The 15,574-nt window shown below is 35.7% G+C and carries 7 protein-coding genes; all 7 read left to right on the top strand.

Annotated elements, in window-relative coordinates; translation table 11 throughout:
- The first annotated feature begins 763 nt into the window (after window positions 1-763).
- Window positions 764-1,774, top strand: coding sequence for a LacI family DNA-binding transcriptional regulator (locus tag AC1RRQ_RS23105; RefSeq protein ID WP_493025402.1), 1,011 nt, complete (start codon window positions 764-766; stop codon window positions 1,772-1,774).
- Window positions 1,775-2,084: 310 nt separating this feature from the next.
- Window positions 2,085-5,177, top strand: coding sequence for a SusC/RagA family TonB-linked outer membrane protein (locus tag AC1RRQ_RS23110; RefSeq protein WP_493025404.1), 3,093 nt, complete (start codon window positions 2,085-2,087; stop codon window positions 5,175-5,177).
- A gap of 11 nt (window positions 5,178-5,188) precedes the next feature.
- Window positions 5,189-6,703 carry a SusD/RagB family nutrient-binding outer membrane lipoprotein gene (locus AC1RRQ_RS23115; protein WP_493025407.1) on the top strand — a complete coding sequence of 505 codons (1,515 nt, stop codon included), beginning with the start codon at window positions 5,189-5,191 and terminating at the stop codon, window positions 6,701-6,703.
- A gap of 449 nt (window positions 6,704-7,152) precedes the next feature.
- Window positions 7,153-9,144, top strand: coding sequence for a beta-mannosidase (locus AC1RRQ_RS23120; RefSeq protein WP_493025409.1), 1,992 nt, complete (start codon window positions 7,153-7,155; stop codon window positions 9,142-9,144).
- Window positions 9,145-9,420: 276 nt separating this feature from the next.
- The gene (locus AC1RRQ_RS23125; RefSeq protein ID WP_493025411.1) at window positions 9,421-11,697 is read left to right on the top strand and encodes a GH92 family glycosyl hydrolase; all 2,277 of its coding nucleotides are present in this window, start codon (window positions 9,421-9,423) and stop codon (window positions 11,695-11,697) included.
- Window positions 11,698-11,823: 126 nt separating this feature from the next.
- The gene (locus AC1RRQ_RS23130) at window positions 11,824-14,100 is read left to right on the top strand and encodes a GH92 family glycosyl hydrolase (protein WP_493025413.1); all 2,277 of its coding nucleotides are present in this window, start codon (window positions 11,824-11,826) and stop codon (window positions 14,098-14,100) included.
- A 4-nt stretch (window positions 14,101-14,104) separates the two neighbouring features.
- Window positions 14,105-15,568 (top strand): glycoside hydrolase family 125 protein, encoded by a 1,464-nt coding sequence (locus AC1RRQ_RS23135; RefSeq protein ID WP_493025415.1) that lies wholly within the window; start codon window positions 14,105-14,107, stop codon window positions 15,566-15,568.
- The last annotated feature ends 6 nt before the right edge of the window (window positions 15,569-15,574 follow it).

Genomic DNA, 15,574 nt, shown 5'->3' on the forward strand with positions numbered 1-15,574 from the left:
ATGGGAGTTATTTAAATTGTTAATTGTTAATGGTTGATTGTTGATGGTTGATTGTTGATGGTTGATGGTTGATTGTTGATGGTTAATGGTTAATGGTTAATGGTTAATTGTTGATGGTTAATTGTTGATGGTTGATGGTTGATGGTCTCTGCGCAATGTTGTCATCCTGAGAAACGAAGGATCTCACTCGCTAATCGACAAAGATTGGTATAATAGCAATTTTTAGCAGCTTTGTCAAAGCTTACTTAACCGAAGATTTAGTTGAAAAATAGTATAAAATCCGCATAAATCCGCGTTTTTGCGTAGCGAATCCGTGTCATCTGCGTTCTATATTTCAATAGTTTGATTAGACAAAGCTTACTTCAAAGATTGGAATTCGAAATTCATATTTTAAAACTTTAAAAAAATCGTCATAAGAATAGACAATATTCTCATGACGATTTTTTTTGTCAGTTTTGCTTTATTTTTAAAATTAAAGTTAAAATAGTATTAAAAATTTAAGATCAATTTCTTTAAAAAAGAGGTTAAAAAAAGCTCCAAAACACATCAAAAACCTATCAAATTATAGTAAAAATCATAAAAACCGTCTAAAAAGTCAAAATGACAATAACTAGGTAAAATCCAATATTTACTGATAATTTCGCTTTAATTTGGCAATAAAAAAATGATTTATTGAAAATATATTTTACTAAAACGTTTTTGTAAACTTATTTATATATATATTTGCGATGTATTAAAATTTTCTTAACAAATTGCTTACTTGATGAAAAAGATTACAATTAGAGATATTGCTAAACAGGCAGAAGTATCTATATCTACCGTGTCTTTTGTCATTAACGGAAAAGGCGAGAAGATGGCCATTAGTCCGGCAGTAATCAAAAAGGTTCAGGATGTTGCGCAAAAGCTGCAATATAAACCAAGTATGATTGCGAGCAGTTTAAGAACTGGAAAAACCAGATCGATTGGACTTATTGTTGAAGATATATCCAATCAGTTTTTTGCAGATTTGGCAAGAGTAATTGAAGATGAAGCAAAGAATATTAATTACAGGGTTTTTTATTGCAGTACAGGAGATGATAACGATCGTTCTGAAGAATTGATTCAAAGTCTTTTGCAGGCAAATGTTGAAGGTTTTATTATTACGCCGACAAGAAATTTGGAGAAAACAATAGGCCAGCTTTTAAAATTGCAAAAACCGGTTGTCTTAATCGATAGATATTTTGCCAACCAAAAAGTAAGTCATGTTGTAATGGACAATTACGAAGGCTCTCACTCGGCAGTTAAATTTTTAATTAACAAAGGCCGAAAAAATATTGCAGTCGTAAACAATAAGTCTGGAATGATTCAGATGAAATTGAGAGAGAGAGGATATGCTGAGGCTTTAAAAGAAGAAGGCATTTACAATGAAAAACTTACACTGCATTTGGATTATCACGCAAGTGAACAAAGCAGAATTGAAGCGATTGTAAACTTTTTCACTAAAAACCCGGAGATTGATGCTGTATTATTTTGCGCTAACTATTTAGGGCTTGCGGGACTTCAGGCTTTTAGAACTTTAAAGTACAAAATTCCGGAGAAGATTTCGGTTATCAGCTTTGATGATCACGATAGTTTTAAATTGCATACACCAACAGTTTCGGTTATTGCACAGCCTATAGAAGATATAGCGGTTAAGTCGATACAGTTGCTAATGAGTCAGATGACAAATTTTGAAGAATTTAAAGTCGAAAAAGTTCTCAAAAAAGGAACATTGATTGTACGTGAATCGATTTAGATTACAGTCCATTTAAAAAGAAAAAAATTAAAAAGAATAAAAAAGGTAATACTTTTTTTTACCCATTTTACTAAAACGTTTTAGTAAAAATATTCTTCACTTTTTTGACGAGTAGGTCAAACTTTTGAAGATTATTTATTTAACATAAACTGCGAAATAGCTGCGTTTTTTTGAATATTCAGCGCACTATACCTCAAGGTTTTATATTGAGAAGTAAGTTCAAATTTTTTATTAATTATTTAAAGCAACAAACACAAAAACAAAACACAAAACAAAACGAAATCAAAACTAATAACCAAAAAAAATGCTTATGAAACGAATATTAGCAGTGTTAGGAGTGATATTGCTGAGCAGCTTAAGTGCTGCAGCGCAAAATCGATTAATAACAGGCATAGTAGCAGATGCAGAGAACAAGGGAATTGTTGCCGCATCAATCGAGGTTCAAGGAAAACCATTTAGTGCAATTACAGACGCCGAAGGGCGATTTAAAATGAATGTTCCTTCAGGAAAAGTGACTTTGAATGTGTCCTCTATGGGATTTCAGTCAAAACAAGTAGTACTTCAGGAAAACGAAACAAGAGTTTCTGTTGTATTAATTGAAAACACACAAGAATTAAAAGATGTTGTTGTAACCTCATTTGGGGTTAAAAAACAAAAGAAAAGTTTAGGTTACGCAGTTGGAGAAATAAAAGGCGAGGACCTGACTAAAAATAAAGAAATTAACTTAGGAAACGCATTGCAGGGTAAAATTGCCGGTGTTAACGTTTCTGCACCGGTTACAGGGCCTTCTGGTTCGAGCCGCGTTGTAATTCGTGGAGCAACTTCGGCTTCTGGATTAAACCAGCCGTTGTATGTTGTCGATGGAATTCCAATCGATAATACACAACAGGGAAATGCGAACATGTGGGGAGGAGCTGATAAAGGAGATGGTATGTCATCTTTCAATCCAGATGATATTGCTACGCTTTCAGTATTAAAAGGTAGTGCGGCTTCTGCTCTTTACGGATACAGAGGATCAAATGGTGTTATCTTAATTACAACTAAAAAAGGAAAAAGTTCAACCGGAATTGGAGTAGATTTCAGCACAAATTCAACTTTTAATACTCCGGCAAGTCTTTTAAACTGGCAGGATCAGTACGGTGCCGGAGCTCCAAATGCGAGCGGAGTACCTACAAGATTCACTAATTTACAAGAACTTAGAGATTCTTATTACTTTGCATGGGGTGATAAATACGACGGAACGCCATCTTTGTCTCTTGACGGTAAAACAAGACCTTATCAGGCTTACGGAAAAGACAATGTTGAAAATTTCTACAGAACCGGATTTTCTTTCAGTAATACATTAGCAATTTCTGGCGGTAACGAAACAACAAACTTCAGATTGTCTTTCGGAAATACTAAAGACGAATCTATTATGCCGGGAACTACATTTGGAAGAAACAACGTGGCTTTAAGCTTAAATTCGGCTCCAAATAAAAAAATCAGCATAGAAACTAATGCGCAGTATATTTCAGAGAAAAGTCATAACAGACCTTATTTGAATGATTCACCTAGAAACCCATCGTTCCCAACTACGTTCATGACGCCGGGTACAGATATTAGATGGTTAAGCAATCCGTTTGATGCAAATGGAGGTGAAGAAGATTTCTTAGGAGCAAACGTTTATCATACAAACCCTTATTTTGCTACGCAGTCACCTTTAAATGATGACCTTAGAAAACGTTTTATTGGTTCTGCAAAAGTAAACTACAACATTACAGATAAGATTTATGCTAAAGCTGTAATTGGAATTGACGATATCAACTACGAATACACTGAAATTGAGCCAACTGGAATTAACTACAGCCCGGGCGGATCTTTTGAAAACAGAGTTGAAGGACGTACGGAGGTAAATGCTTCAGGGTATTTAGGATACAAAGGAGAAGTAGTTAAAAACATTTCATTAGATGCCTTTATTGGTGCAAACCGTCAGCATAACAGATACAGCGGAATCAAAATGAAAGGAAATAACTTTATTGTTCCTTACAAATATTTCTACGCAAATACACAACCGGATAAAACTGAAAAATTATTCTCAGAAAGCGAAGTAAACTCTTTATTTTACTCAGCTGATATTGGATACAAAGATTTCTTATATGTGAATTTAACAGGTCGTGAAGATTGGTTCTCAACTCTTGATCCTGCAAACAACAGTACTTTTTATCCATCTGTAAGTACGAGTTTCATTTATTCTGAGGTAATTGGTCTTCCGGAATGGATGTCATACGGTAAACTTAGAGCTGGCTGGGGTAATGTTGGAGGTGCTTTGCCAGAAGCTTATGCTTTAGCTTTAACTTACACGACACCAGACGGACAAACAGATTCATTAGGACAGCCAATTTTGGGTGTAAATGGAGAAACAATTCCAAACAGAACTTTAAAACCTTATAACGTAAGTACAATTGAGTTTGGTTTTGAGAATACATTCTTCAATAACAGAGTAAGTACAGATTTGACTTTCTATCAGAAAAAAACAACAAATGATATCACTGATGCTGACGTTTCTCAGGCTTCTGGTTACAGAACTACAAAAATCAACGTAGGTGAAATCATGAACAAAGGGGTGGAGTTTGCTATTAATGTAAAAGCGATTAAAACACCAAGTTTTTCTTGGAACGTAGGATACAATTTTGCTTATAATGATAGTGAGGTTATCAGCCTTTCTGATAAAATTACAACGAAATCATTAGAAGGAAACAGAGACGGTAGAGCTTCTGTAGTTTTAGAAAAAGGACAGCCTTTTGGAGTAATTAAAGCGTATGATTACTTAAGAGATAAAGACGGAAATATCGTAATTGATACTAACGGAAAATTCATGAGAGGAAACTTAATCATTGCTGGACAAGGTGTTGCACCAACTTCAATGGGACTTTCAAATGATTTCTCTTATAAAAACTTTACACTTTCTGTTTTTGTAGATGCTAAATTTGGAGGAGAAATCTATTCTGCTACAAATCAGTTAGGAACACGTTACGGATTATCTGAAATTACACTTCCTGGTCGTGAAGGCGGTATTGCAGTTTCTGGAAAAGATGTTAACGGAAACCCGGTTAACACTACAGTTTCGGCATACGATTACTGGAGAAGTTATAGCGATGTAACATCAAACTTTGTTTACGATGCAGATTTTGTGAAGCTAAGAGCGATCTCTTTTGCTTATAATTTCCCAAAAGCATTTTTACAAAAAACACCATTTCAGTCTGTTAGTTTAGCATTTTCTGCTCATAACTTATGGACTATTTATGACAAAGTTCCAAACATCGATCCAGAGTCAAACTACTCTAATAGTAATGCACAAGGTATGGAGAGAGCTTCAATGCCATTGACAAGAAATTACGGTTTTGCACTTAATGTCAAATTCTAATACGAAATAAGATGAAAAATAAATATATAAAAATATTTTGTGTCGCAATTGTTAGTGCAATGACATTGGCTTCATGCGATAAAGGATTCGAAGAATTAAATAAGAATCCAAATGCTTTAACAGATCCGGCTGTAAAATCAATGTTTACATTGGCTGAGATTTATGTTGACGGACAGGATTTTTCTAACACAAGAGGAAATAACTTATATGCTGCGCAAATTGTACAACAGTTTTCGTCATTAGGAGGACCTGGTTCTAAATATGCTTATTCTTCGGAGTATTCTGCAGCACTTTTTGGAGAAACATACGGTAAAGGATTAAATCAAATTTTCCAATTATTATCAGTTGTACAAAATACGCCGGAAAACTCAAATATGATTCAGGCTTGTAGAATCATGAAAGTTTTCTTGTTCCAAAAGTTAACAGATACGTATGGTGAAGTTCCTTATTTTGAAGCAGGAAAAGGATATAACGGAAACGTTTTTTCTCCTAAATACGATACTCAGGAAGCAATCTACAACGATCTTTTAAAAGAATTAGACGAAGCAGGAACAGCTTTAGATGCAGGAAAACCATTTGTGGGCAACGCTGATTTATACTATCAAAGTGATGTTGCAAGATGGAAAAAACTGGCCAACTCTTTAATGTTAAGAGTAGCAATGCGTTTGTCTAAAGTAAATCCTGCAAAAGCAAAAGAGTTTGTAGAAAAAGCCTATTCTAAAGGTGTTTTTACTTCAAATGATGACAGTCTTGTATTGAAACATGATGCAGGTCCTGCTGGAGTTAAAACAAATCCAATTACTTCTTCATGGGTTAGAAATGACTTAAACGGAGGAGAATCGAATATTAAATTCAGTAAAACATTCATCGATTTATTGAAAAATACAAACGATCCACGTTTAAGAATTTATGCAAAATTAGAAGCTACAGGAAATAACAATCCGGCAAGCCAGCAAGGTTTAGCAAATGATGCAAAAGAATTTCCTGGTGGAGATAAAAAACTGTTTTCAGATCCAAATACTTCAACTGTATTACGTTTAGATGCACCAACTTTAATTATGTCTTATGCCGAAGTTCAGTTTTTATTGGCAGAAGCAGCAGTGAAAGGCTGGAATGTAGGCGGATCGGCTCAGACTTATTATGAAAATGGAGTTAGAGGCGCTATGAATGTTCTAACGATTTTTGGAGACAAAGTACCTGCAGTAACACCAGCAGAATACAACACTTATATAACCACTTATCCATTTAAAACAGCTGGAACAGAAGCACAAAAAATCGAACAGATTATCACTCAAAAATGGATTGTATTATTGTTTAATGGTTTTGAAGCATTCTCAGAATACAGAAGAACAGGATATCCGGTTTTAGTTCCGGTTAATGATCCAACAGGAGATACAAAAGGAACTATTCCAAGAAGATTAATCTACGATCAGTCAGAGCTTATTACGAATGCGGCTAATTATAGAGAAGCCATTCAACGTCAAGGTTTAGATTTAATGACCACTAGAATCTGGTGGGATAAATAATTTTTAAATTGGTTGGTTAGTTAGAATAAGTCGGGTATTATCCATGCCCGGCTTATTTTTAAATCTTTTTGGCAATAAATAAACAAAACACCATTATAGAATTGTATTGAATTTCTTGATTTAAATACCCTTTTTTTCGCAGCAGCAAAGAGCGTTTCTGCTGAAAAAGATGGCATTGTTGTCAATAAATTAAAAAAATACAGAGCAGTAAAAATGTTTTTAAGTTTATTAATAAGCAGGTTTGAAATAACCCAAATCAAATCAATATAAGGCGTATGGCAGTGGTAAGGAAAATATTTTGAGTTGTTTTTTTGAGTTAATAACGAAAAAGTAAATTCTGAAGAGAAGGAATGTAAAGTAAGCGCTGTTCCTTCTCTAAGCTGCCAAAATAATTAAATTGCTTTATCTTTTTAGTAATTTTAAAGAGATTAATATTAGTACTCAGTAAAATGAATTATGCAAAAAAACTTCATTGGCTAATTTCCATTTGTCTTGCAAATTTTTCATCGATCGCAATTGCGCAAAATGTTGATTTGAAGAACAACTGGAGTTACCGTGAAGAAAAAACACAAAAGTGGTATCCAGCGACAGTTCCCGGAGAAATCCATACTGATTTGCTGCGTAATAAATTGATACCAGATCCTTATTATCGTGACAACGAAAAAAAGCTGTTGTGGATAGAACGTAAAAACTGGGAATACAAAACTACATTTCAGGTTACAGCGACATTGCTGAAAAAGAAAAATACCGAATTGGTTTTTGACGGATTAGATACTTATGCATCTGTATATCTTAACAATCAGCTGGTTTTAAAAGCCGATAATATGTTTCGTCAATGGCGGGTTGATGTTAAAAAAGTACTGAAATCAGGAAATAATAATCTCGTTGTGGTATTTCAATCGGCACAAAATGTTGTCGATTCATTGGCCAAAAGAGATTTACCTTTTAAAATTCCGGATAATCCGCGTGCGTATGTTCGTAAAGCACAATATCATTTTGGATGGGATTGGGGACCAAAATTCACAACCTGCGGTATCTGGAAAACACCGCGCTTAGAAGCTTATGACGAAAAAGCTCCTGAGAAACCTTACGTTCTAAATCGTAAAATTGAGCTCATTCAGCAGCCGGACAGTCTTGGTAAATCCTTTTATTTTAAGATTGACGGAAAACCGGTTTATATGAAAGGAGCCAATTATATTCCGTCAGATGCATTTCTTTCAAGAGTTACTAAAAAAGAATACGAAAAAGTAGTTTCTCTGGCCAAAGATGCCAATATGAACATGCTTCGCGTATGGGGAGGCGGCATTTATGAAGACGATTATTTTTATGATTTATGCGATAAATACGGAATCAATGTCTGGCAGGATTTTATGTTTGCCGGCACAATGGTTCCCGGAGATAAAGCCTTTTTTGATAATGTAAAACAAGAAGTACAATATCAGGTAAAACGACTGCGCCATCATCCAAGTATTGTCTTGTGGTGCGGTAACAATGAATCGGACGAGGCCTTTAAAAATTGGGGCTGGATGAAAAGCATGAAATTGTCCAAACAAGATTCAACCAAATTATGGAAGGATTACGTTCGTTTGTTTCATGACAGTATTCCAAAATGGGTTAAAGAAGTCGATGATAAACGTCCGTATTTAAGTTCTTCGCCCATGCACCATTGGTCAAAACAACAAAGTTTGACAGAAGGAGACGGACATTATTGGGGAATTTGGTGGGGATTAGAAGACATTGAAGCCGTAAAGAAAAAAACTGGACGATTTGTAAGCGAATACGGAATGCAGGCAATGCCCAATTATTCGTCTATAGAAAAATTCACCTTGCCGGAAGACCGCTATTTATATTCAGATGTTTTAAATGCGCATCAAAAAGCAGGCAAAGGATTTATCAAGTTAAATGCTTATTTGAATAAATACTTTATCGATTCGACCAAAATAAAAAAGATGAACGTGGAGGATTACAGCTATCTAACACAATGTCTGCAGCATTATGCAATTAAAAATATTGTAGGCATTCATCGTTCTAAAGCGCCGTATAATATGGGAACTTTAGTTTGGCAGCTAAACGACTGCTGGCCTGTAGCAAGCTGGAGCATCACCGATTATGATAACCGACAGCCCAAAGCAGCCTGGTATGCCATTCGAGAAGCTTACAGAGACGATATAAAACCAGAAATCGACTTGACACGTCCAATAGATTTAAAACTGGAAGACCCAAAAATAACCTGGCAGATAAAAGGAAACAAAGTCATTTTGAAAGCCCAAAAGCAGGCAAAATATGTTTACATTTCCATGAAAGGATATACCGGAAAATGGAGCGATAATTATATTGATTTAGCAGCCGGAGAAGAAAAAATAATTTCGTTTGAGGGAGAAGTTGTTAAACCAGATATTAAGGTTTTTTCTTTATTTGAGGTTTTGGAGAGGAATAAATAAAGGTGCAAAGAGGCAGAGGTACAAAGGAACAAAGGTTTTTCCGTAGAGACGCACCGCAGTGCGTCTACGTACAGTAATAAAAATAAAGGTACTAAGATGCTAAGGTTCTAAGTTGCTAAGAAAAAGAGCAAAGGAGCAGAGGTTCAAAGGGATAAAGGTTTTTCCGTAGAGACGCACCGCAGTGCGTCTACACAGAGTAATAAAATATTGGTGTTAATCCGTTTAACCTGTGTTATCCGTGGTCAATACAGCCAAACAAAATATAAAACAAACAACATGGTTACAAAATACAATAGAATTGCTTTAGGAGGCATTTTGGCATTAAACCTATTTTTTGCCAATCCTGCGATTTCACAGGAAAAGAAAGCAAAACAAACGAGTTTAGATTATACACAATATGTAAATCCGCTTATTGGTTCAGCAGGGCATGGTCACGTATTTGTTGGAGCCAATGTTCCTTTTGGTGCCGTACAATTAGGCCCGGTAAATGTTTTTGAAGGCTGGGATTGGTGCAGTGGTTACAATTATGCCAGCAATACTATATTAGGTTTTACACATACGCATTTAAGCGGTACCGGAATTGGCGATTTAAATGATATTCTTTTATTGCCAGTATCAGGAAAAGTAGCACTTACCAAAGGAACAAAAGAAGACATGGTAAACGGTTACGGGTCGTATTTCTCCCATAAAAACGAAGTTGTTAAACCAGGATATTACAGTGTTTTATTAGATAAATACAAAGTCAAAGCCGAGCTGACAGCAAGTGAAAGAGTCGGTTTTCACAAATATACATTCAGTTCAGCCGATGATAACCATGTTTTAGTTGATTTGGCAGACGGAATAGGCTGGGACAAACCGGTAAAAACATTTATAAAAAAAATAAACGAAACCACACTGGCAGGCTACCGCTATTCGGCAGGCTGGGCAGTAGATCAGCGTATTTATTTTACAATGGAATTTTCTGAACCAATTGCTAATATCACTTTATACGACAGCACTGCAATTGTAAAAGGCAATGAAGGCGAAGGCTTAAAAATGAAAGCCGTTTTAGATTTTAAAACCTTAAAAAACAAACAGGTTTTAGTAAAAGTCGGAATATCTCCGGTGAGTTCAGAGAATGCTGCAGCAAACATAAAAGCCGAGATTCCGAATTGGGATTTTGATAAAGTTACCAAAGAAGCGAGTTCAAAATGGAATAAAGAGCTTAATAAAATTCAGATAAAAGGAAATGATAAAACAATGAAAGTTTTTTATACTTCATTGTATCATACCATGTTTGCACCATCTATTTTTAATGATGTTAACGGAGATTATAGAGGAACAGATAAAAAAGTCTACGAAAAAGCGAATTTCACTAATTACACGACTTTTTCACTTTGGGATACCTACCGCGGACTTCATCCTTTATACACGATCACGCAGCCGGAAAAAATTAATGATATCGTTAAATCGTTTCTAGCCATTTACCAGCAGCAAGGCCGATTACCGGTTTGGCACTTAATGGGTAACGAAACCAATACCATGAACGGAAATCACTCGATAGCCGTTATTGTCGACGCTTACTTAAAAGGATATCGTGATTATGATACCGAATTGGCTTATGAAGCAATCAAAAAAACAGCTATGCAAACGCGCGACGGAATGGATTATGTTCAGAAACTAGAATACATTCCGGCTGATAAAATGCTGGAATCTGTTGGAAATGCGCTGGAATATGCCATCGATGATTATTGCGTTGCTCAAATGGCAAAGGCATTAAATAAAACAGAAGATTATACCTATTTCACCAAAAGAGCCAATTTATACAAACTTTATTTCGATAAAGAAACCACTTTTATGAGAGGTAAATTAACCAACGGAAATTGGAGAACACCATTTAATCCGCTTTCATCAGCACATCGAAAAGATGATTATGTCGAAGGAAACGCATGGCAGTACACTTGGCTTGTGCCACATGATCCGTATGGTTTGATCGAATTGTTTGGAAACGACGATAAATTTTTAGCCAAATTAGATTCACTATTTTTAATTACAGATAAAGTTGAAGGCGAAGAAATTTCTCCGGACATCAGCGGTTTAATTGGGCAGTACGCTCAGGGTAACGAACCCAACCATCATATCCCGTATTTGTATGCTTATGCAGGACAACCGTGGAAAACTGCCAAATTAATTCGCGAAATTGACGATAAATTTTACTCCACAAAACCAGACGGATTATGCGGTAACGAAGACTTAGGTCAAATGTCGGCTTGGTATGTTTTATCATCAATGGGATTCTATTCTGTTAATCCCGCAAACGGAATTTATGTTTTAGGAAGTCCATTAGTAAACAGCGCTGTTATCCATCATAAAAAAGACATTTCATTTACAGTAAACGCCATAAACAACAGCGCCGTAAACATGTACATTCAAAAAGCAGAATATAACGGAAAACCCTATACAAAGTCGTACATCACACATGATATGATAGTTAAGGGAGGAGAATTGAAATTGTTTATGGGAAGTAAACCATCGACAACTTTTGGAGTTAAGAAAGAAGATAGACCGCTTTAGAAGTTGGCAGTTTTCAGTCTCAGTTTTTCAGTTTTCTGCAAAGTTAAAAAAACTGTAGATATTAATTTAAAAAAGTTTAAAGCCTAAAGCTTACTGCTTAAAGCCTACAGCATAAAAAACAAAAATATGAAAATAAAGAGTTTAATTTTTCTTGGATTAATGCAATGCGTTTTTGTAAATGCACAGCTTAAAGACCCTGTAGAATATGTAAACCCGTTAATGGGAACACAATCGCTGCATAATCTTTCAAACGGAAATACTTATCCTGCCATCTGCAGGCCTTGGGGAATGAATTTCTGGACAGCGCAAACAGGAAAAATGGGCGATGGATGGGCATATACTTACACCGCAGAGAAAATCAGAGGATTTAAGCAAACCCATCAGCCTTCGCCGTGGATGAACGATTACGGTCAGTTTTCGATTATGCCGGTTACAGGTAAATTGGCTTTCGCCGAAGATGAACGAGCAAGTTGGTTTAGTCATAAAGCAGAAGTTTCGAAGCCCTATTATTACAGCGTTTATTTGGCCGATCATGATGTAACAACCGAAATTACAACAACAGAAAGAGCAGCCCATTTTCAGATTACATTTCCTGAAAACGAAAAATCTTCGATTGTTATTGATGCATTTGACAAAGGCTCTTACATCAAAATCATTCCATCAGAAAATAAAATTATTGGCTATACCACACGTAACAGCGGCGGTGTACCAGAGAATTTTAAAAACTATTTTGTGTTAGTATTCGACAAACCATTTTCGAATAATGCTACCTGGATGGATAAAATCCTGACAAAAGATAAATTGGAAGCAGCAGGACTTCATGTAGGCGCAGTAATTGGATTTAAAACTAAAAAAGGAGAAAAAGTGCATGTAAGAACAGCTTCTTCTTTTATAAGTCTGGAGCAAGCTGAATTAACTTTAAAAAATGAATTAGGCACCGCTTCTTTTGAAGAAAATGTGGCGCAGTCTAAAAACGAATGGAATAAAGTTTTAGGAAAAATTGCCGTAGAAGACACTAACGAAGAACAGTTGAAAACTTTTTATTCTTGTTTGTATCGTACAGTTTGTTTTCCTCAGAAACAATATGAAATAGATAAAGACGGAAAAATTGTGCATTACAGTCCGTATAACGGAAAAGTTTTACCTGGATATATGTATGCAGGAACAGGATTTTGGGATACTTTTCGTGCCTTGTATCCTTTGCTTAATTTAGTATATCCTTCTATAAATACAGAAATGCAGGAAGGTTTAATTAACGATTACAAAGAAGGCGGCTTTTTACCAGAATGGTCAAGTCCGGGCTTTAGAAATGTAATGGTGGGAAATAATTCAGCTTCTGTAGTTTCAGATGCTTACATGAAAGGATTACGCGGTTACGATATCAATAAACTTTACGAAGCATTGCAGCACGGCGCCAATAATGAAGGTCCGATGGATGCTGTGGGAAGGAAAGGAGTTCAGTTTTATAATAGTCTGGGGTATGTGCCTTATGATGTTAATATAAATGAAAACGCCGCAAGAACACTGGAATATGCTTATGATGATTTTGCAATTTGGAAATTAGCCAAAGCATTAGACCGTCCGAAAAAAGAAATTAATCTGCTTGAAAAGCGAATGATGAATTATAAGAAATTATATAATCCATCGATCGGGTTAATGAGCGGCCGAAATAAAGACGGAAGTTTTCCGCCAAATTTTAATCCTTTTAAATGGGGAGATGCTTTTACAGAAGGAAACAGCTGGCATTACAGCTGGAGCGTATTCCACGACATTCAGGGTTTAATCGATTTAATGGGCGGCGAGAAAAAATTCACAGCAAAACTAGATGCTGTATTTTCAACTCCTCCGGTTTTTGATGATAGTTATTATGGTGCCGTAATTCATGAAATAAGAGAAATGCAGATCATGAATATGGGACAATATGCACATGGAAATCAGCCAATTCAGCACATGATTTATTTGTACAATTATGCCGGAGAACCTTGGAAAACACAATATTGGTCAAGAGAAGTAATGAATCGTTTGTACAAACCAACTCCTGACGGATATTGCGGTGATGAAGATAACGGACAGACTTCGGCCTGGTATATTTTCTCTGCCATGGGATTTTATCCTGTTTGTCCGGGAACAGAAGAATATGTACTGGGAGCACCCTTATTTAAGAAAGCAACAGTACAATTTGAAAACGGAAAACAGCTTATTATCAATGCTCCAAACACATCAGATACAAGCAGATATGTAAACGAGTTAAAATGGGATAATTCCGTTTACAATAAAAATTATATCAATCATTTTGATGTATTAAAAGGAGGCGAACTAAATTTTGATATGACAAGTTCTCCAAATTTACAAAGAGGTACAACATCAGAGGCGTATCCGTATTCTTATTCAACTTCAAAATAAAACTATGCAGTCACGTAGAAAATTTATAAAAAATACAGGGATTTTTTCGGCAGGATTATTAGCACTTCAAACCGATGTTTTCGGGCTTGATTCAGATACTTTTCAGTTTCCGCTAAAAGATTTTATTACCAAAAGACCTCCGTTAGCCGAAAGAAAATTTACAAGTAAGGCAGTCGAAGCAGCTATTGTACGAATCAAAAAACAAATTGCAAATCCGGAATTAGCCTGGTTATTTGAAAACTGTTTCCCAAATACACTCGATACAACAGTCGATTTTGAAATTATTGACGGTAAACCTGATACTTATGTCATTACAGGAGATATCGATGCGATGTGGCTCCGTGACAGTACGGCTCAAATCTGGCCATATATACCTTTTGTAAAAGAAGATCCTAAATTGGCCGAATTGGTAAAAGGCGTAATCAATCGTCAGGCAAAATGTATTTTACTTGATCCTTATGCCAATGCTTTTTACAAAGATTTTACCAAAGAAAGCGAATGGAAACATGACCTTACCAAAATGCAGCCCGGAATTCACGAAAGAAAATGGGAAATCGACAGTTTGTGTTATCCAGTTCGATTAGCTCACGGATATTGGAAAGAAACAGGAGATATCAGTTTATTTGATGCAAAATGGAAAGAAGCCATGCTGTTAATTCTGCAGACTTTTAAAGAGCAGCAAAGATTAGACGGAAAAGGTGGGCCTTATAGCTTTCAGCGTCAAACAGCTTGGGCGACAGACGGAGTTCCGTTAGGCGGTTACGGATATCCGGTAAAACCCTGTGGCTTAATTGTCTCTACTTTTAGACCAAGCGATGACAGCACCTTATTTGGTTATTTAATTCCAAGTAACATGTTTGCGATTGAAGTATTGGGTTATTTAATCGAAATATTCTCTTTACCAGCTTTAAAAGACAATGATTTAGTCGCTAAAGCAAAAGAATTAAGAGATCAGGTTCAAAAAGGATTACAGGAAAACGGAATCATCGAACATCCAAAATTCGGAAAAATTATTGCTTTTGAAGTAAACGGATACGGCAGTTTCCACATGATGGACGATGCCAATGTACCTTCGTTATTATCACTGCCTTATTTGGGTGCCATTGAACCAAATGATCCTTTATATCTAAACACACGTAAAGTAGTACTATCAGAAAACAATCCGTTTTTCTATAAAGGGAAAGCAGGAGAAGGTATTGGTGGCCCGCATACCGGAGTCGATACCATCTGGCCTATGAGTATTGTTTTAAGAGCGATTACAAGTGTAGACGAAAAAGAAATTAAAACGTGTATAAGCAACTTAATAAAAACCAATGCCGATACCGGATTTATGCATGAATCATTTCATAAAGACGATGTAAACAAATTTACCCGTAAATGGTTTGCGTGGGCAAATACACTATTTGGAGAAATGATTGTACACACAAGCATTCATTATCCTCAAATTTTAAAAGATAAAAATATCTAGAATTAG

It is taken from the genome of Flavobacterium sp. GW821-FHT12A05 (assembly GCF_058807735.1).